At 67.8% G+C, this 19,219-nt stretch carries 18 protein-coding genes; 15 read left to right on the forward strand and 3 right to left on the reverse strand.

The genetic code is table 11. The features are described from left to right. Positions 1–214 precede the first annotated feature (214 nt). Positions 215–991: a lytic transglycosylase domain-containing protein gene (locus tag V3B30_RS20480; protein WP_262082997.1), complete on the forward strand. Its 777-nt coding sequence runs from the start codon at positions 215–217 to the stop codon at positions 989–991. Positions 992–998: 7 nt separating this feature from the next. Here V3B30_RS20480 and V3B30_RS20485 read toward each other — a convergent pair whose 3' ends face one another. After that, positions 999–2,519 (reverse strand): hypothetical protein, encoded by a 1,521-nt coding sequence (locus V3B30_RS20485; RefSeq protein ID WP_262082998.1) that lies wholly within the window; start codon positions 2,517–2,519, stop codon positions 999–1,001. Positions 2,520–2,679: 160 nt separating this feature from the next. Here V3B30_RS20485 and V3B30_RS20490 point away from each other — a divergent pair, with 160 nt between their 5' ends. Further along, positions 2,680–4,761 carry an NHL repeat-containing protein gene (locus V3B30_RS20490; protein ID WP_262082999.1) on the forward strand — a complete coding sequence of 694 codons (2,082 nt, stop codon included), beginning with the start codon at positions 2,680–2,682 and terminating at the stop codon, positions 4,759–4,761. On the opposite strand, the gene V3B30_RS20495 is transcribed toward V3B30_RS20490, so the two are convergent. Then, positions 4,739–5,146: a YciI family protein gene (locus V3B30_RS20495; RefSeq protein WP_004153945.1), complete on the reverse strand. Its 408-nt coding sequence runs from the start codon at positions 5,144–5,146 to the stop codon at positions 4,739–4,741. The genes V3B30_RS20490 and V3B30_RS20495 overlap by 23 nt on opposite strands. Before the next feature lie 721 nt (positions 5,147–5,867). Here V3B30_RS20495 and V3B30_RS20500 point away from each other — a divergent pair. The 13 genes from V3B30_RS20500 to V3B30_RS20560 all read left to right on the forward strand — a co-directional run bounded on the left by V3B30_RS20500 (position 5,868) and on the right by V3B30_RS20560 (position 18,295). Then, complete coding sequence (locus V3B30_RS20500; protein WP_100471129.1) at positions 5,868–6,281, forward strand: YciI family protein; 414 nt, start codon at positions 5,868–5,870, stop codon at positions 6,279–6,281. 67 nt (positions 6,282–6,348) lie between these two features. Continuing rightward, positions 6,349–6,771: a VOC family protein gene (locus tag V3B30_RS20505; protein ID WP_100471130.1), complete on the forward strand. Its 423-nt coding sequence runs from the start codon at positions 6,349–6,351 to the stop codon at positions 6,769–6,771. Positions 6,772–6,807: 36 nt separating this feature from the next. Then, positions 6,808–7,218, forward strand: coding sequence for a VOC family protein (locus V3B30_RS20510; protein ID WP_100471131.1), 411 nt, complete (start codon positions 6,808–6,810; stop codon positions 7,216–7,218). Between the two features lie 23 nt (positions 7,219–7,241). Then, the gene (locus tag V3B30_RS20515; RefSeq protein WP_262083000.1) at positions 7,242–7,598 is read left to right on the forward strand and encodes a DUF1428 domain-containing protein; all 357 of its coding nucleotides are present in this window, start codon (positions 7,242–7,244) and stop codon (positions 7,596–7,598) included. A 45-nt stretch (positions 7,599–7,643) separates the two neighbouring features. After that, entirely contained in the window at positions 7,644–8,906 is a 1,263-nt protein-coding gene (locus V3B30_RS20520) for a sigma-70 family RNA polymerase sigma factor (protein ID WP_262083001.1), read from the forward strand. 106 nt (positions 8,907–9,012) lie between these two features. Then, positions 9,013–10,209 (forward strand): hypothetical protein, encoded by a 1,197-nt coding sequence (locus V3B30_RS20525; RefSeq protein ID WP_262083002.1) that lies wholly within the window; start codon positions 9,013–9,015, stop codon positions 10,207–10,209. Further along, positions 10,200–11,300, forward strand: a complete 1,101-nt coding sequence (locus V3B30_RS20530; RefSeq protein WP_262083003.1) for a hypothetical protein — start codon at positions 10,200–10,202, stop codon at positions 11,298–11,300. The genes V3B30_RS20525 and V3B30_RS20530 overlap by 10 nt, the downstream gene beginning before the upstream one ends. A 99-nt stretch (positions 11,301–11,399) precedes the next feature. After that, positions 11,400–12,086, forward strand: a complete 687-nt coding sequence (locus V3B30_RS20535) for a hypothetical protein (protein WP_262083004.1) — start codon at positions 11,400–11,402, stop codon at positions 12,084–12,086. 16 nt (positions 12,087–12,102) lie between these two features. After that, positions 12,103–13,755, forward strand: coding sequence for a CsgG/HfaB family protein (locus V3B30_RS20540; protein ID WP_262083005.1), 1,653 nt, complete (start codon positions 12,103–12,105; stop codon positions 13,753–13,755). 270 nt (positions 13,756–14,025) lie between these two features. Then, a complete protein-coding gene (locus V3B30_RS20545; RefSeq protein WP_100471137.1) occupies positions 14,026–15,675 on the forward strand; it encodes a M28 family metallopeptidase in 1,650 nt (549 codons plus the stop codon). A gap of 220 nt (positions 15,676–15,895) precedes the next feature. Continuing rightward, a complete protein-coding gene (locus V3B30_RS20550; protein WP_088023868.1) occupies positions 15,896–17,155 on the forward strand; it encodes a histidine kinase in 1,260 nt (419 codons plus the stop codon). Further along, a complete protein-coding gene (locus tag V3B30_RS20555; protein ID WP_262083006.1) occupies positions 17,145–17,915 on the forward strand; it encodes a LytTR family DNA-binding domain-containing protein in 771 nt (256 codons plus the stop codon). Before V3B30_RS20550 ends, V3B30_RS20555 begins: the two co-directional genes overlap by 11 nt. Positions 17,916–17,950: 35 nt before the next feature. Further along, on the forward strand, positions 17,951–18,295 hold the full coding sequence (locus V3B30_RS20560) for a hypothetical protein (RefSeq protein ID WP_262083007.1): 345 nt from the start codon (positions 17,951–17,953) through the stop codon (positions 18,293–18,295). A 39-nt stretch (positions 18,296–18,334) separates the two neighbouring features. Here the strand turns inward: V3B30_RS20560 and V3B30_RS20565 are convergent, their stop codons facing one another. Beyond that, positions 18,335–18,949, reverse strand: a complete 615-nt coding sequence (locus V3B30_RS20565) for a hypothetical protein (RefSeq protein ID WP_014035825.1) — start codon at positions 18,947–18,949, stop codon at positions 18,335–18,337. Positions 18,950–19,219 lie beyond the last annotated feature (270 nt).

Genomic DNA, 19,219 nt, shown 5'->3' on the forward strand with positions numbered 1-19,219 from the left:
TGTGGCCCGGCGGGACACGCCGTAAACCCATCCATGGGGGCTCGATGGCGCCATCCATGGCGCCAACGGTCCTGCCGGGCCACACCCACCCGACCAGCCCTCAACTGCCCAGCGCTGCTCAGGGTGTTGACGTTGCCTCTGCAGCTGCAGGGCGCAGCCCTGCCGACCCCCATTCACCCAACATTCGCGGGCGCGGCCGGATCATCCGGCCGCCATGTCCCGTCGCCCCCTCCTGCTCGCGCTGTTGCTGCTGCCCAGCCTGTGGCCCGGGCTGGCTGCCGCGCGCACCGTCTATCGCTGCGTGCAGGGCAACACCGTCAGCCTGGCTACCGCCCCGGAACCCGGCTCGCGCTGTACCGCCAGGGAGGTCGACGACAACGCCATCCAGATCCCCAACCTGTGGGGCAACATGGGCGTGTTCAGCGGCGTGCTGTACGAGCGCGAACAGGACGGGGCACTGGTCTACTCCACGCGCAACCTGCCCGGCTCGCGGGTGTTCCTGAAGTTCACCGTGGCCACGCCACCGGGCGAGCCAGCGCATGAAGGGCTGGGCAAGGTCGGCAAGCCACAGCTGGCGCAACACGCCAGGCAGTTCAAGGCCGCGGCCAAGGCCACTGGGGTCGATGATGCGTGGTTGCGTGCGATCGCCCACGCCGAAAGCAATTTCGACGCGCTGGCGGTATCCAGCAAGGGCGCGCAGGGAGTGATGCAGCTGATGCCCGATACCGCGCAGGAATACGGGGTGCGCGATCCGTTCTCGCCGCAGCAGTCGATCGAGGGTGGCGCGCGCTACATGCGCGCGCTGCTGCGCCGCTACAACGGCGACCGCCCGCTGGCGGCGGCCGCCTACAACGCGGGCATCGGGGCGGTTACCCGCTACAAGGGCGTGCCGCCCTACGCCGAAACCCTGGCCTACGTGGACAAGGTGATGGCGCTGTACGCGCGCTATCGTGAAGCGATGGGCATCCGCACGGAGGTGCCGGCGCGCTAGCCGGCACTCAGCGCGAGGTGGAGGTACTGACCAGCCCGTAGCGCTCGATGCGGCCGACGCGTGCTACCTCGGCCTGTACGTCGGCACGCTGCTTGAGTGCGCGCCAGGCGGCATCGATGCGCACATCGCCCGGCAAGGACGGATAGGTCCGCATGTCCTGCAGGGCAGCCAGGGTTTCACCGCGTTCAACCGGCGAGCGCAGCTGTTCGATCAGCACGGCGGCTGCACCGTCCAGGTTGCCTTCCTCCAGCAGCATTTCGCGATGGAACAGGCGCGCGTCATCGCGCTGGGCCAGGATCACCGCGCGTGCCGCATCGCGCGCCTTGGCATCGCCGCGCTCGCGGGCGGCGGCGAACTGCAGCAGCGCCTGCGCGGCCTTGCCGTAGCCGGCGAGGCCCGGCATGTCATTCACTGCCAGCGCAGCGTCCTGCATGCGCCCCAGCGAACTGAACACGAAACCGACATTCATCTGGTGCTCGGCACCATCCGGGCCGAGCGCGCCGATGCGTGCGGCCAGCTTCGTGGTGGCCAGGGCCTCATCGGTGCGGCCCAGCCGGCGCAGTGCAGTGAGCCGGCTGTTGAGCAGCCAGGCCACCCATTCCGCTTCCGCGGCGGCAGGCGATTCGCCGTTACTCGCCGCACCGGCCATGCCCTCGGTCAACGACAGCACTTCCTCGTTGCGGTCCAGCATCAGCAGGGTGGTGCTGAACTCGGCCATGCGCGCATCCAGTGCGCGGTCGAGCAGGCCGGAGACGCGCAGTTGATCGAGGTGGCGCTGCGCCGCCTGCACCGGATCGAAGCGCGCATCGCCGCGATCGACATAACGGTCGAAGCGTTTGTCGCTGCGCAGGCGGATGATCTCGGCCGGGCTGTCGATGCGCGCCAGCGTGGCTGGGATGTCGTCGCCACGCCCGTTGTCGGCCTGCAGCGTGGCCAGCGCCAGCCACAGCCCGGTGGGTTCCAGGCCGCCACTCTTCCAGCCGTTGTCGAACAGCGCCTGCAGCAGGTCCATGCGCTTCAGCGGCTGGTCACGCAGGCGGTACTGCAGGTAATTGATGGCGTGGTGATCGATCGGCAGCGGTGCGTCGGCATGCTTCAGTGCCTTGACCAGGAACGACGTGGCTGCGGCCGGCTGGTTGTCCGACAGTTCCACCGACACCTGGGTGAGCAGGACCTGGGCATCCTCCGGCAGGGCCTCCTGCGCCCGTTGCAGGTAGCGGCGGGCCTGGTCCGGCTTCTTCTGCATCAGCGCGGTCCAGCCGGCCACCTGCGCGGCGCGGCCACGATGCTCGGCATCGAAGTCGTCCAGCAGGGGATCCTCCATCAGCCGCTCCATGCTGATCAGTGCGCCCAGCGTATTGCCGCTGCGTGCCTGCTGGATCGCTTCGTCCCAGCGTGTGGCGTACGCCGCATGCACCGCATCGGCGGTGGCAGAGGGCTTCTGCGGCACCACCGTGATCGAGGCGGTGGCCGGTGTGCCGGCCAGTGCCGCCAGCAGCAGGGCGGCGAGGGGGATGATGCGGGGCATGGAGGATCTCCATCCGTGGGAACCGCATTGAACCCGCTGCAGGCAGCGAGGACAAGCGCGGCGCATGGAACTCTGGTATCCGGCAGTACGATTGGCCGTGGCGGATCGCACCTTCACCGTCTATTGTCGGTGCCTCTTCAGGCAGGAGCAGCGCAGCACGATGGCACGGTGGCAATGGATGGCGGCAGGAGTGGCGTTGGCAACGGCGGTGGCATTGGCTGCAACCTGGTGGGAGACGCCGCTGCACACGCTGGCCGAACCTGCGGGCCCGGCGCCCACGCCACTGGCCTGGACCGCACAGATCGAGCCGTTGGCCGGCGATGGCCATCCCGGTGACCGCGACGGTGGATCCGCGCAGGCGCGTTTCGCCGACCCCTACGCGTTGCTGCGCGGCGCCGATGGCAGCATCTACTTCACCGATGCCGGCGACAACAACCGCATCCGCCGCCGCCTTCCCGATGGCCGCGTCGAAACCGTGGCCGGGCAGGGCGAGGGGCGCGTCGATGGCCCTGCGCTGCAGGCCAGTTTCAATACCCCCTCCGGCATTGCCGCTGATGCGCAGGGCAACCTGTACGTGGCCGACACTGGCAACCACGCGATCCGCCGCATCGGTACCGATGGCCAGGTGACCACGCTGGCCGGTGGCGAACAGGGCCATGCCGATGGCCCCGCCGCGCAGGCGCGTTTCGATGCGCCGATGGGCATTGCGGTGGACGCGCAGGGCCAGGTCTACGTGGCCGATACGTTCAATGATCGCATCCGGGTGATCGGTACCGATGGCAACGTGCGCACCCTGGCCGGTGGTGATCGGCCGGGCCTGGCCGATGGCACGGGCGCCGCTGCGCGCTTCGATACGCCGGTGGCGCTGGCCTTCGATGCACACGGTGCCCTGCTGGTGGCCGACCTGTTCAACAACGCGGTCCGCCGTGTTGGCGCCGATGGCACGGTCAGCACCGTGGTCGCCGCCGGTGGCGTGATCAATGGTCCGCTGTCACTGGCCACCACGCACGACGGCGTGCTGTACGTGGGCGATCTCGATGGCCGCATCGTGCAGGTGACGCCGCAGGGCCACCAGATTGCTCTGGTCGGCAACGGGCGCCTGCCACGCCTGGCCCGCCCCAGCGGCCTGGCGATGGATGCCGATGGCAGCGTGCTGGTCGCCGACGCCGCCAGCTACCGCCTGCACCGCCTGCGCCCGCTGCCGGTGGGTGACCTGCCGGCGCCGGCGCTGGTTGGCCCGGCCGCCGATGCCGCGTTGCCGAAGACCGGGGGCCGTTGGCCGCTGGCGCCGCAGGAGGGCTGGCATGAAGTGGTCGGTACGCTGGGCGAAGTGCGTGGCAACTTCAAGGGTGAGAGTCGCCACCACCTGCACGGCGGCTTCGACGTGCGCGGTGACGTGGGCCAGACCGTGCTGGCGATCGCCGACGGCAAGATCAGCAGCCCGGTGGCGGCCTGGAGCCTGGGCGAGCAGGCCGAAGGGCTGTCGGTGGATCGCCTCAAGTACATCCACATGCGGGTCGGCCGCACTCCGCGCGACCAGCCGTTTGATGCGCGCTGGCAGGCGCTGTATGACGAGCAGGGCAAGCTGGAGCGGATGCGCGTGCGCCGCGGCATGCGCATCCACGCCGGCGACCGCCTGGGCAGCATCAACAACCAGGCGCACGTGCATCTGGCGGTGGGCACGGGTGGTTTCGAGACCAATGCGGTGGCGCTGGGCTTCCACAACTACGCCGACCACTTCGCGCCGCGCATCACCGATGTGGCCCTGCTGGACGACAACGACCAGCCGATGGCGGCGGGCAGCGACGGCGTAGCGGTGGTGGCGCGCCAGGGCCGCGGCGTGCAGATCGTGATCGAGGCCTGGGACCAGGTCGACAACAACCTGCCGCGCCGTCGCCTGGGCATGTACCAGGTGGGCTACCAGATCCTCGATGCCGCTGGGCAGCCGCTGCAGGGTTACGAGCAGCCGCGCTGGAACATCGTGTTCAACCGCATGCCGCCGCAGAAGGAAGCGGTGCGCGTGGCCTACGCACCGGACAGCGGCATCACCGTGCATGGCAGCGCGGTGACCCGTTTCCGTTACCTGGCCACCAACACCGTGCGTGATGGCCTGATGGAAACCGGGCGCTGGCAGCCGGCGGCGTTGCCGCCGGGCGAGTACATCGTGCGTGCCAGCGTGCGCGACTACAGCGGCAACGAAGGCGTCGGCCCGCGCGAGATCAGGGTACGGCTGCTGCCATAGCGGCAGCCGGGGCGCCGCAGCGTTCGCGCTCGGCGTCCATGTCTTCCAGCGGCCGCACCTCGATGCTGCCGAAGCGCGCCCAGGGGAAGTCGCGGGCGATGCGCATGGCTTCGTCACGGTCGCGGGCGACGATCAGGTTGAAGCCGGCCAGCAGTTCGCGGGTTTCGGCGAACGGCCCATCGAGCACGCGGCTGTGGCCATCGCGCACGCGCAGGGTCTGCGCGGTATCGACCGGCTGCAGCTTCTGTGCGGCCAGCAGCGTGCCTTCGGCCTGCAGTTTGTCGGCGTGGGCGAGGCAGTCGCGCATCAGCGCGTTGAATTCTTCGGTGGGCAGGGCCTGCAGCAGGGCAGGCTCGATATAGATCAGAAGCAGGTACTGCTGCATGGCACGGTCCAGGCGGGGGCGGGGTGCCCATGATGGCGCAGGATGGCGCGTGGGCATGTTGCAGCGCGGGAGGCGCGCCTTCGGCGGAGATCGGCGAACGGCGGAGCCCCTCCGTGGTTGGTTTGGGTGGGTCGCTGAAAGCGGGTTTCCTGAGGGTGGGGCGGGGGGGGGGGGGGGTGGGGGGGGGGGGGGCGCCCCCCCCCGGGGGGGGGGGGCGGCCCCCCCGGGGCCCGCCCCCCCCCCCCCCCCGCCCCCCAGACAGATTCCGGCGGCCGATCCACCACGGGAAATCAACAAGCAAGAGCAAAAGCGGGTCGCTTCGCTCGCAAAGCCGAGCCCGCCAGCCAACCGCCTTTGCTTTTGCTTTTGCTGTTGCCTTTTCTCTTGATCTTCCCGTGGTGGGTACCGGAGGCAGGAAACTGTCCAGGGCCGGGTGGGTAGGCGGGGCGGGGGTGTCCGCGGCATGGATGCCGCGGCCAAGCCCCCATGGATGGGTTTACGGCGTCCCCCGACCCGCCTACCCACCCGGCCAAACCCATGAACCCGAGCTTTCAGCGACCCACCCAAACCAACCACGGAGGGGCTCCGCCGTTCGCTGACCTCCGCCGAAGGCGCGCTTTCCGCGCAAGAAAATATTTCCAACCGACGTGTCGATTCCCCGCCCCCTGGTTCGTTGTACCCAGTGAAGGGCACGCACCACGCGTCCCCACGGGAGACCGCAATGAAAGTGATGGTGATCGTGAAGGCCAACGCCGACTCCGAAGCCGGCCGCATGCCCAGCGAACAGGAATTGTCCGAAATGGGCGCATTCAACGAACAACTGGTGGCCGCCGGCATCATGCTCGCCGGTGAAGGCCTGCACGCCACCCAGCGCGGCCGACGCATTCACTTCGGCAGCGGCGCGCCCAAGGTCGAGGCCGGTCCGTTCGGCCCCGCCGGTGAGCAGATCGCCGGCTTCTGGCTGTGGGAGGTGCGTTCGCTGGACGAGGCGGTTGAATGGGCGAGCCGTGCGCCGTTCGGCAGTGGTGGCACGCTCGAACTGCGCCCCTTGATCTCCGCTGAAGACTTCGGCGAAGCCTTCACTCCCGAATTACAGCAGCAGGAACAGCGTCTGCGTGCACAGCTGGAAGGTTGACCCGATTCATCTCCCTGCCGGGCACGACCCGGCGCTACCGCCCTGAACCACACCACGGAGTATTGCCATGAAACTGATTCCCTTCCTCGGCTTCAGCGGCCAGGCCCACGAGGCGATGGCGTTCTACGCCAAGGCACTCGGTGGCCAGGTCACCTCGGAAATGAAATACCGCGACATGCCGCCCTCCGATGGCTCGCCGGGCTGCAACGAGATGCCGCCGGAAACACTGGACCACGTCGCGCACAGCCAGCTGGAAATCGGCAACGCCATCGTGATGGCAGCCGACGGCCCCGGCGGCGGCGACGGCGGCTCGACCACCATCAATGTCGACGTCGACAGCATCGAGGAAGCCGAGCGCGTGTTCGCGGCGCTGGCCGAAGGCGGCCAGGTACAGGTGCCGATTGGCGAGACATTCTGGGCGCATCGCTGGGGCATGTTGATCGACCGTTACGGCAAGCCGTGGATGGTCAACTGCATGAAGCAGCCCTGATTCCTCTCTTTCTTTCATCCACAAGGAGCTTCACCGATGAGTGCACCGCAACCGCAGATGATCTTCGTCAACCTTCCGGTGAAGGACCTGGAGAAATCCAAGGCCTTCTTCACCGCGCTGGGCTACACCTTCAATCCAACTTACACCAACGATGACGCGGCGGGCATGGTCATCAGCGAGAGTATCTACGTGATGCTGCTGACCCAACCTTTTTTCCAGCAGTTCACCAACAAGCCGATTGCCGATGCGCATACCCACACGGAAGTGATCAACGCACTCTCGGCACCCAGTCGCAAGGCAGTTGACGAGCTGGTGGACAAGGCCCTGGCCGCCGGCGGCAGCGAACCGCAGCCGGCGCGCGACCTGGGCTTCATGTACCAGCGGGGCTTCCAGGACCTGGACGGCCATCTCTGGGAAATCGCACACATGGACGGCGAGCCGGGCTGACGGCCGCCGCAGGGAGAACCCTCATGGCTTACGTGGATGCTTACGTGCTGCCGTGCGCGCAGGACAAGGTGGCGGCCTACCGCCGCCTTGCCCGCAAGGCCGGCGCGGTGTGGAAGGACCATGGCGCGCTGCAGTACATGGAATGCGTGGCCGACGATGTGGAACCGGGCAAGAGCACCTCGTTCCCGCGCGCGGTCAAGGCGAAACCGGGCGAAACGGTGATCGTCGCCTTCGTGGTGTTCCGCTCGCGCGCGGCACGCGACCGTATCAACGCCAGGGTGATGGCCGACCCGCGGCTGGCGTCGCTGGGTCCGAAGGACATGCCGTTTGATACCCGGCGCATGTTCTGGGGCGGCTTCAAGCCGATTGTTGAAGCGTGAGCCACGGCGCTTGTGCGGGCCGGGCGTGCGTGCTGTGATCGGCGCATGCTCGAGCCCGCACTGACGCAGCGTCTGGAAACCCTCTGGCGGATGGAGTCGCCAGTGCTGATCGCGCGCCTGGCGCGGCTGCTCGGTGGCGATGTCGGCCGTGCCGAGGAGCTGGCCCAGGACACCTGGCTGGCCGCGCTGGAGCGTTGGCCGGAGCAGGGCATCCCGGACAATCCCGGAGCCTGGCTGATGACCACTGCGCGCAACCGTGCCATCGATGTGCTGCGCCAGCACCAGCGGGTGGCGCAGCAGCACGCGCAATGGGGCGAGGAACTGCATCCGGCGGCGCTGCCGGCACCGGATGACAGCCAGGCACTGGAAGATGACCTGGGCGATGACCTGCTGCGGCTGATGTTCGTGGCCTGCCATCCCGTGCTGCCGGCCGACGCGCGGGTGGCATTGACCCTGCGCCTGCTTGGTGGCCTGACCACCGCCGAGATCGCGCGTGCGTTCCTGCAGCCGGAGCCGACCATCGCCCAGCGCATCGTGCGCGCCAAGCGCACGCTGGCGCAGAAGCAGGTGCCCTATGAGGTGCCGCGCGCGGATGCGATGCCGGAGCGCTTGGCCTCGGTGCTGGAGGCGATCTATCTGGTGTTCAACGAAGGCTACGCGGCCAGTGCCGGCGACGACTGGATGCGCCCGGCGCTGTGCGAGGAGGCACTGCGGCTCGCGCGCATCCTGGCGCACCGGTTGCCGGTACCGCCGGTGCTGGGCCTGCTGGCGTTGATGGAACTGCAGGCCTCGCGCGCTGCGGCGCGCGCAGATGCGCAGGGTGCACCGGTGCTGCTGGACCAGCAGAACCGCACGCGTTGGGACTGGCTGCAGATCGACCGCGGGCAGCAGGTGCTGGCGCGCGCGTTGGCCCTCGGCGGCGACCAGGACCCCTATGTGTTGCAGGCGCGCATCGCGGCCTGCCATGCGGCTGCGCGTCGCGCTGACGCCACCGATTGGCCGCGTATTGCTGCGCTCTATACACAGCTGCTGCAGGTGCAACCTTCACCGGTGGTGGCCTTGAACCGGGTGGTGGCGATCCTGCGCAGCGACGGTGCCTTTGCCGCGTGGGCGCAGCTGCAGCCACTGCTGGTCGACCCGCGCCTGCGCGATTACGCGCCGCTGCAGGTGGTGCGCGGCGAGCTGCTGCAGGCACTGGGGCGTGAGCAGGACGCGCGTGAGGCTTTTGCCGAGGCCGCCCGGCTCAGCCAGAACCAGGCCGAGCGCGGTCTGCTGCGGCAACGGGCGGGCCTGCCACCCACGGAGTGAACCGACAAAGGCAGTACTTGTCGGCGGGCCCGTGAGCGGCTATGTTTCGCGCCCAGCGGACGCATGAGCGTCTGCGATCCGTGCGTATTGACCGAGGAGCGGTTGGATGTATTCAAGGACGAAGAGCGCATCGCGCGCTTTTGCGCGCCTGCTTGCCTGTGCGCTGAGCCTGGCCGCATGGCCGGTGGCCGTGCAGGCCGCGGACAAGTCACAGCAGGCCTATTGGGCCGGTTTTGCCTATACCGCTGACGCTGCCGCCGTGCAGGCGACCACGCCGCATGCGCATGCGGTGCTGGAACGGCGTGGCCTGGTCCCGTTGAACCAGACGCTGGCGCAGTCGCTCAAACGCCGCGCACCGGCCCACCTGGAGCTGATCGACCAGCCGGTGGCGATGCTCGACGGCACCACCAGCGCCACCGTGCTGGCCGCAGCGCTGGACCGCGAACTGGTCTCGGTCGAGCCGATCGGCGACCAGTACAAGGTGCTGGTGGAAGTGGCGCTGCAGGCGTTGTTCTTCGACTTCCGCGAGCGCCAGGTGATCGCCTCCTATCCGCTCACCCTGCAGCGCATCGACGTGCAGGACTACCGTCCGGACAACGACGATATCGACGCGATCGTCGCCGATCTGCTGTACGGCGGCGCCGATACCAGCCTGTCGCAGGTACTGGCGGCCAGCCTGTCGCAGGCCCGGCTGCCCGACGCTGCGGTGCGTCGCCTGCAGGTGGGTGGGGTGACCCTGTCCGAGGCGGTGCGCGCCAAGCTGCCCGACCCGAAGTGGGACGCGCCGCTGCGCGCCACCCTGGCCCATGAACTGTCCAAGACGCTGTCGTCCAACACCGGCGTCGGCCTGCTGCCGCCGGCCTCGGGCCAAGCGATCGGTGGCGCGATGGCTGCCCGCTTTGCCGACGGCAAGGTCTACCAGCTGAAGATTCCCGAACCCGACTACGTCATCCACCTGCAGGTCGATGCACTGAAGAACGGCGTGATCGAGGAAACCCCGGCAATGAAGACGATGCTGTTCGGCGCCTTCTTCACCGCCAAGGTGACCGAACCGTTCTCGGGCAAGGTCTATTTCGAACAGCCGCTGCGCAAGGGTGCCACCAAGGTGGTGCCGGTCACGCAGTGGCAGGTCGACCAGTGGTCGGCCAGCTACGAAACCCTGCTGGCCGGCTTCGACGCCTTCGCCGGCGCCGCCGCCAAGCGCGCCGATTCGCGCGCCTGGCTGGACGAACAGAAGCCGGGCGGCCGCCCGTTGCAGCAGCAGACCCAAGCCCTCCAGGAGTTGATCAAGTCATGTCGTTGATGCGTACCATCCTGCTCATCCTCATCGCGCTGGTGGTGGCCTCGCCGGTCGCTGCGCAGACCGCGAGTTCGCGCGGCACCGGCTCGGCCAGCTACGGCCTGCGCCTGAGTGCCGACACCCGCGCCCAGGCCCTGAACAAGGCCAAGGTCAATGCCCTGGAGGCGTACATCGCCGAATCCGGTGCGGCCAAGCTGCGCCTGTTCGAAGCGCGCCGCGCCGAGTTCATCGGCGAGATCGACCGCTACGTGCTCAGCGCGGTGCAGCTGTCGGATACCGAAGACAAGAAGGCCAAGACCTACAGCGTCACCGTCCGCGCCGAGATCAACACCACCCTGCTGCAGACCAAGCTGGATGCCGGTTCGGCCGTGGCCGGTGCCACCGCCGCGCAGCGCTCGCTGCTGACCTTCCTGTTCATGGCGCGCTCGCAGGACACCGTGCAGTCGTTCCAGGACAAGGAATACCGCCGCGTCGATGCCAGCAGCAGCTACAGCGAGAACACCCGCGAGGGCGACAGCTTCCGCGGCAACTCGGTCAGCACCAACGGCAGCATCAACCAGAACGGTTCGGTGTCGGTCACCAGCGGCGGCAGCACCACCGCGCGCGCCGACAACATCACCTGGAAGGTGGCCAACGCCGCCGAGGTCAACACCGCGATGACCGGTGCCTTCAGCGCTGCCGGCTACGAAGTGGTTGAAGCCGAATACGTGGAAGGCGAGTCGCGCGGCCTGCTCAGCATCGAGCGCATCCGCAAGGATTTCAGCACCGGCAACGACCTGGCCCCGGCCACCCTGCGCGACACCGCCAATGGCATCCGTGCAGCCAACATCCCGTACATCGCGGTCGGCACCCTCGACGTCGGCATGCGCGACCGCGATCCGGCCAGCGGCAACACCCGCGTGTTCGTCACTGTCACCGGCAAGGTGCTGGATGTCACCGGTCGTTTCCCGCGCACCGTGTCGTCGGTCGGCCCGGTGCAGTTCTCCGGTACCGGCCCGAATGAAACCGTGGCCCGTACTAATGCGCTGCAGCTGGCAGCCGAAAAGGCCGCCCAGCAGATGATCAACGAACTGAACGTCAAGGCGGTCCGCTGATCCGCCACCCCGGTGGGTGCCGAGCTCGCTCGGCATCGCCCCGGGGTTACCGATTTCCCACGTGCCGCACCGCGGCCGTCTCTCCCAAAGGACTCTCACATGATCCGCAATACCGCTCTTGTCCTGGCCATCGCGGCCGCCACCCTGTCGATGCCGGCCCATGCAGGCCTGGGCAAGCTGAAGGACCTGACGGGCGCCTCCAGCGGCTCCTCCAGCAGCACCTCCAGCGCCGCCGCGCCGAACGAAGCTGCGCAGGAAGCATTGGTGCGTCGTTTCGTCAGCTCGCAGTCGCACTCGCTGCAGGCCCAGACCTCGTTCGCCCGTGCCTTCGGCCTGGCCGAGCAGGTGCAGCTGCTGGAAGCCGAGCGCCAGGCGCTGTCGTCGGGTTCGGTCAGCGTCGATGCGATGAAGAAGTCGGTGTCGGTCAGCGAAGCCGCCCAGGCCGCGATCGACGAGCGCCAGGCCGCGCAGCCGGAGCTGAACGCTGAATCCAAGCAGCACTACGCCGAAGGCCTGGTCTCGCTGCTGTCCTCGGCTGCCGAAGCGCAGAAGCTGGGTGGCGAAGCCAGCAACTTCACCGCCGGCATGAAGAACCTGGGCGCCACCCAGATGGCCACCGTCGGTCGCAAGCTGGCCGCTGGTGCATGGGTGGCCAAGGAATCGCCGGGCTTCATCCAGGGCCTTTACGGCTCGACCAAGTCGGCCGTGACCTTCGCCAAGAAGAGCAAGGTCAAGGTGCCGTCCAACGCCGACTCGATGCTGGGCCAGCTGGACAAGATGAACTGATCCGAGGCGAATCCCCATGCGTACGACCTCCCGTTTGATCGGCCTGGGCCTGGCCGCCGCGCTGCTTGCAGCCTGTGGCAAGCAGGACACCCCGGCCGAAGCGCCCGCACCCGCCAAGGACAAGGCAACCAGTGCACTGGCCAGCAATGCGCCAGTGGACGCCGCGCCCCTGCGTGGCACGCCGGATTTCGGCGGCACCACCCAGGTCGCGCGCGAGGCCGACGGCATCGGCAGCACCCCGGAACTGGCGGTGCTGGCGGCGCTGCAGTCGGCGGTGGCGCAGGTCAACGGCGTACGCGTGGCCAGCCAGATGCAGAGCCTGCGTGCAGGCCTGCATGTGGATGTGGATGACGAACACGTCGGCGATATCCGCGCCGACGCGTTCACCCAGCAGATGATCGCCGGCTCGCAGGGCGCGGTGCTGGGATATGAAATCCTGTCGCAGGACGAAGTGCGGCAGCTGGACGAGGAAACCATCGCACGCGTGCGCGCCAGCGATGAAGGCTGGAGCTTCAAGGGTTCGGCGTCTGCCAGCGCTTCCGGCGAAGCCACGGCCAAGGGTGCCGGCGGCTCGGCCAGCGTCAGGGAAAGCTACGACGAGAAGGTCAGCGTCGATGCCAAGCGTGGCGCCAGCTCGTTCGACTCCGACGTGACCCATCGCAGCATGCGCAGTTACTGGAAGGTGCGCGTGCGTGCACAGATTGCCCAGTACCGTGCACCGGACGAGCAGGGCAAGCCGAAGATCGTGGTCGCGCTGCCGCGCACCAAGGCCGGCAGCTATGCCGTGGGCGATGGCCGCGTGAGTGCCGATGAAGTGGCCGACGCGATCCGCGCGCGCCTGTCCGACACGCTGACCCAGACCCAGCGCTTCATCGTGCTGGACCGCGAGTTCGGCGACGAACTGCAGGCCGAGATCGACCACATCAACAGCGGCAACGTGCGCCTGCAGGACACCGCCCGCGTCGGCCAGCAGCTGGCGACCGACCTGATCCTGATCCCGACCATCGAACGCTTCGAGTACCCGCGCAGCGTGCGCAACCTGCGCATGTCCGACCGCCAGGTGACCTCGTACGCCGGTGGCGGCCGCGTCACCCTGCGCCTGATCAACGCCACCACCGGCCAGGTGGTGATGTCCGACAGCTTCGATCACCAGCTGGCCTCGACCGGCCCGAGCACCCTGCCGCGCGTGGTCAACGGCCGCAACATGGCCGCGGCGATGATGGAATCACTGTCCGGCCAGATCGGTACCACCATCGTCACCACGCTGTTCCCGGTGTCGGTGGTTTCGGTGGACGGTGACCAGGTGGTGCTGAGCCAGGGCGGCGAAACCCTGCAGGCCGGCCAGCGCTGGCAGGCCGTGCGCTTGGGCGAGGAACTGAAGGACCCGCAGACCGGCCGCTCGCTGGGCCGCAGTGAACACCCGTGCTGCACCATCCGCATCGACCGCGTTGCTGCACAGACCTCGTACGGCACCATTGAGGACGGCGTCGACGCGCTGCGCGGCGGCTTCCGTCCGGGCCAGATCGAACTGCGCCAGAAGCTCGGCAGCAAGCCGGCTGCCGCCGCTGCTGGCGCAACGTCCTCGGCTGCACCGGCCGCCGCCGCGCGCCCGGCGGCCAAGCCAAAGCCCAAGCCTGCCGCCGCCCCGGCCGAAGATCCGAACTGGTAACAGGCCCAAGCAACACACCGATGGGGTCAGAGGCCTTTCCCGCAGGGAAAGGGATCTGATCCCTTCTTGTTTCCGTCCGTGTCGACCAAGGTCGACACCCACCAACAGCAGCGTCCCCCGCAACCGGACCCACCCCGCCATCCCACGGAATGCCTGCGTCTGCTGTTGTTGTTGCTGTTGCTTCGGCCGTTGCCGTTGTTTCTGCGGGTGCAGGGCGCAGCCCTGCCGAACCCCTTACACTCCAGAAGGATTTCCCTGCTGGAGAGAGCAATGAAACGAGTGGTACTGGGCGTGCTGGCCCTGTCGGTGTCGAGCGCACTGATGGCGGCCACCCCGAAATTCGATGGCGCGCGGATCTCCGCCGACGTCAAGGAACTGGCCTCCGACGCCTACGAAGGCCGCTCGCCGGCCACTGCCGGCGAAGAGAAGACCATCGCCTATCTCAGCAAGCAGTTCGCCGACGCCGGCCTGCAGCCGGGCGGCGACCTCAAGGACGGCAAGCGCCTGTGGACCCAGGCCGTGCCGCTGCGCAAGGGCGACATCGTCGGCGCACCGCAGCTGGCGCTGCACCAGGGCGGCAAGACCGTTGCGCTGGAGCAGGGCAAGCAGATCGCCGTGCGTGCCGCCATGAACGGCGCCAGCAACGTCGACATCAGCAAGGCCCCGCTGGTGTTCCTCGGCTACGGCGTGAAGGCCCCGGAGCGCAACTGGGACGACTTCAAGGGCGTGGACCTGAAGGGCAAGATCGCTGTCGTGCTGATCAACGACCCGGACTTCGAAACCGGCCAGGGTGATTTCGACGGCAAGGGCATGACCTATTACGGCCGTTGGACCTACAAGTACGAAGAAGGCGCCCGCCAGGGTGCGCTGGGCGTGCTGATCGTGCACGAGACCGCGCCGGCGTCGTATGGCTGGGCCACCGTGGCCGGTTCCAACACCAACACCATGTTCGATGTGGTGCGCGACAACCCGGCCGAGAGCCATCCGCTGCTGGAAGGCTGGATCCAGCGTGACCTGGCGGTGGAGCTGTTCCGCTCCGCCGGGCAGGACTTCGAGGCGCTGAAGAAGAAGGCGCAGCAGCGCGACTTCACCCCGGTGGCGCTGACCGGCGCCAGCCTGGACGCGAAGTACGCGGTGAAGACCGAAGTGATCACCTCGCACAACGTCGCCGCGCGCCTGGAAGGCAGCAGTCACCCGGACGAGACGATCATTTACAGCGCGCACTGGGACCACATCGGCGTGGGTGAGCCGGACGCACGCGGCGACCGCATCTTCAACGGCGCACTGGACAATGCCAGTGGTACCGCCTCGCTGATCGAACTGGCCCGTGGCTTCGCCAAGGAAAAGCGCCCGCAGCGCTCGCTGCTGTTCCTGGCGGTCACCGCCGAGGAGAAGGGCCTGCTGGGTTCGGAGTACTACGCCACCCATCCGCTGTATCCGCTGGAAAAGACCGTGGCGGTGATCAACATGGACGGCATGGCACCGTTCGGCCCGTCGCGTGATTTCGGCATCTACGGTGCCGCGCGCTTCGAGCTGCTGGACCAGCTGAAGGACGTGGCCAAGGGCTGGGACATCCGCTACACGCCGGACCCGAAGCCGGAAGCGGGCCTGTTCTTCCGCTCCGACCACTTCCCGTTCGCCAAGCGCGGCGTGCCGGCGCTGTCCTGGTCGGCCGGCCAGGACTGGGTGGACGGTGGCGTGGCCGCAGGCAAGAAGGCCTCCGAGGACTACACCGCCAAGCGCTACCACCAGCAGGGCGACGAGTGGCAGCCGGACTGGGTGTTCGCCGGTGCCGCCCGCGACCTGGAAGTGCTGTACACGCTGGGCAACCAGCTGGCCAACGCGCGCAGCTGGCCGAACTGGAGCAAGGACGAGTCGTTCCGCGCCGTGCGTGACGCCAGCGCCGACCAGCGCAAGTAAGGCGCCTGCAACCCGCAGTAATCGCCCCCTGAGTCAGGGGGCAGCGCCGGAGGCGCGGGGGTGTGGAGGCTGCTGAGAGGGGCCCACGGCTTGCGCAGGCGAGTCCCCGGCTCTACCAGATGGCCTTCCATCCCCGCTTTCCAGGCCTTCGTCGCAGCCCGCTTGCTTGCCCGATGGGCCGCCCTATGCTCGGCTCACCCCCTTCCACCAAGGCGCCGCCGTGATCGCCAGCCTCTCCCTCATCCTCCGTCACTTGCTGGCCTGGGCCGCGGCACTGTTCGTGGCCGGCATGGTCTGGAGCGGTATTTTCAGCGGCATGAACGATGGTCCCGGCTGGGTATTCGGGCTGCTGGTGATGTTCCTGATGATCTCCGCGCTGGGCAGTGCGGTGACCCATGTGCGCCGGGTCTGGCTGGTGGCGGGCCGCCTCGATGGTGCCACCCTGTCCGGACGCCAGCGCCGGCAGATCGAACTGCCGATGGATGCCGGCCACGCCTTCGCCGTGGTCGAGGCGGCGGTGGGTGAACTGCCGCGGGTGGAAGAGGTGGAAAGCTCGGCCGGCAGCCTGCAGGTGCGCGCCTATGTACGCCGCGTCGACCTCTGGAACGGCCGCCAACCGTCGCGCTGGAACCTGCCGGCGCGGCTGGCGATCAAGCGCAACAGCGTGCTGGCCACGGTCACGCCAGGGCAGGGCACCAGCACCGTCACCCTGTTGTTCGAACCGGACGCCGGCTGGTGGGCCGACCTGCTGGCGCTGGACGAGGGCAGCAACTACGAGAACGCCGAAGCGGTCACCCGCGCGATCAGCCGCCGTGTTGCCGACCAGCGCCGCGACGAGCAGGCCGCGGCCGAGCAGACCCAGGTGGAAAAGGAACTGTCGGTGGCGCGGCTGAACCTGCTGCACGCGCAGGTGGAACCGCACTTCCTCTACAACACGCTGGCCAATGCGCAGGTACTGACGCGCACCGACCCGGCGCGTGCCGAACAGATGCTCGGCCACTTGATCCAGTACCTGCGCAGCTCGTTGCCGCAGGTGGACGAATCGGTATCCACGCTGGGCGTGGAGCTGGAGCGCACCCGCGCCTACCTGGAAATCCTGCGTATCCGCATGGGCGCACGCCTGGCGGTGGAAGTGCAGGTACCGAACGAACTGCACGGCGTGCACCTGCCGGCGATGGCACTGCAGACGCTGGTGGAGAACGCGATCAAGCACGGCCTGGAACCCAAGCCCGGCGGTGGCACGATCTGGATCCTGGCGCGTGGCTTCGACGACCACGTGACCGTGACCGTGGCCGACGATGGGCTCGGCTTCGGCCAGGGCACCAGTGGCACCGGCATCGGCCTGAAGAACCTGCGCGAACGCCTGCGCCTGACCTGCGGTGAGCAGGCCGGCGTGGCGATCGTTGCCAACTTCCCCAGCGGCGTGGCCGCGACCATGACCCTGCCGCAGTCGCACAAGGAGCGCAGCCATGCCGCTTGAAGCCCTGATCGCCGAAGATGAGGAACTGCTGCGGCAGTCACTCGTGGAGCAGCTGGGCCGGCTGTGGCCGGACCTCAAACTGGTGGCCCAGTGCGAGGATGGTGCTAGCGCGCTGGAGCAGCTGGCCGAGACGCAGCCGGACATCGCCTTTCTCGACATCCGCATGCCCGGCATCAGCGGCATCGAAGTCGCGCGCTCGCTGTCCGAGCTGAGCCCGCGCACACAGGTGGTGTTCGTCACCGCCTACGACCAGTACGCCATCGATGCGTTCGAGCAGGGTGCGATGGACTACCTGCTGAAGCCGGTCAGTGACGAACGCCTGCTGGCGACCCGCGAACGCATCCTGTCCCGGCTGCCATCGACGCGCCAGGATGACGCCGTGCTGGAGCGGCTGCTGCAGCGGTTGGGTCCATCGCAGGGCGCTGCCGAGCGCCCGCCCTTGGCCTGGATCACCGCCAGCAACGGCCGCGAGACGCAGCTGATCATGCTGGAAGACGTGGCCTACTTCCGCGCCGACAACAAGTACACCACCGTGGTCACCGCCGCCGGCGAAAGCCTGCTGCGCACACCGTTGCGCGAATTGCTGGAAGTGCTCGATCCGCAGCACTTCCGCCAGATCCATCGCTCCACCATCGTCAACATGAAGGCGGTGGCGGCAGTGAGCCGCGACGACACCGGGCGCGGCGTGCTGCGCCTGCGCGGGCGCACGGAGACGCTGGTGGTCAGCCAGCCGTTCATGAGCCTGTTCCGCGGCATGTAGCCGCAGCTGCATCACCCCTGCACCGAGGAACGAACATGCCCCGTCTGCTGATTGCGTGCGTCGTCGTGCTGGCGCTGGCCGGCTGCGAAAAATCCCGCAACACCTCGATCACCCGCATCCAGGCCAACGGCGTGGATACGCTGTACAGCAAGGGCACCGTCGTCGATGGCGAGGCACGCTTCCAGTGCATTGCCAGCAGCAGTGGCGCCTGCCACTACCTGGTGCTCGATCCGGCCTGCAGCCCCGATGCCGCGTGTGCCACGCCGCCGCTGCGCCGGTTCGCGGTTGCAGCAGGCAGGACCGAAGCCCTGCGTGGCCTGCCCGACGGCTTCCGCCAGTGCGTCAGCCAGGACGCCATGGAACAATGCCACCGTGAGTGATCACGGTGGCATTGTGGGTCCCCCCGCTTCCCTGAAGGGTCAGTAGGCAGGTTGCAGCGTCAGGTCGTGATGGTGTTCGGTCTCGCCCACATGGTTCAGGCGGCCGACCAGTTCGGAGTGCTGCTTCATCCGCCCGATCTCGGTCATGATGCGGATGTCTTCATGGCGCAGTTCGCGCTTGGCGGTAACCGCCTGCTTGTAGTCCAGCACTTCCGGGTAGTGCTCGGCCAGGTCCAGCGCCTCGGCCACGTGCTCGACGCTGTCAGCCTTGGAGCTGATGCGGGCGCGGCTGTTGAAGGCCTTCATCCAGCGCTCGAAACCGGCGGTACGGTCGAACATGTTGGCCATGAACCAGATCACGAACAGGATCGAGATCCACGAACCGAACACCACGACCACGCGGGTGAAGGTGATGTGGTAATCGTCGCGCCACAGGTAGTTGGTGATCAGGCCGAGGATCAGCAACGAGGCCGCCTGCCAGCCGACGATCGAGGCGATCAGCCACTGGCACTTGGCCTGGGCCAGCACAGCCACTTCATCGCGGATCTGCTGCTCGCTGAGGCTGCGCCAGTGCGCGACCTGTTTTTCGAACGGGCTGCTGTAGAGCTCGTTGTCGCGAAGCAGTAGTCCCAAACCCTTGAACAAAGCAATCATGGCTGGCTCCTTGTGGAACGTGCGTCGATCAGCGTTGGACGGTGTGGCGGGTTCAGTTCTAGCACTTCCAGCGAGCCGTGCAATGGGCGCAATGCCAAGCGGCGCAAGGGTTTTGTCTGAATGGGTGGATCTTGTTGCATGGCAGCATCGCGGTCGCAGCCTGCGACAGGATGTCGCAGGGTGAAACGTGCTGCAGTCGCACATGAAATCGTAGCTGAGCGCGGAGACTCGCCGCCGCCGTCGTGATCGCCCAGAATCGGTGTCGACCGC

Origin of the sequence: Stenotrophomonas sp. SMYL41 (assembly GCF_036319965.1) — a bacterium.
Classification (GTDB): domain Bacteria; phylum Pseudomonadota; class Gammaproteobacteria; order Xanthomonadales; family Xanthomonadaceae; genus Stenotrophomonas; species Stenotrophomonas maltophilia_R.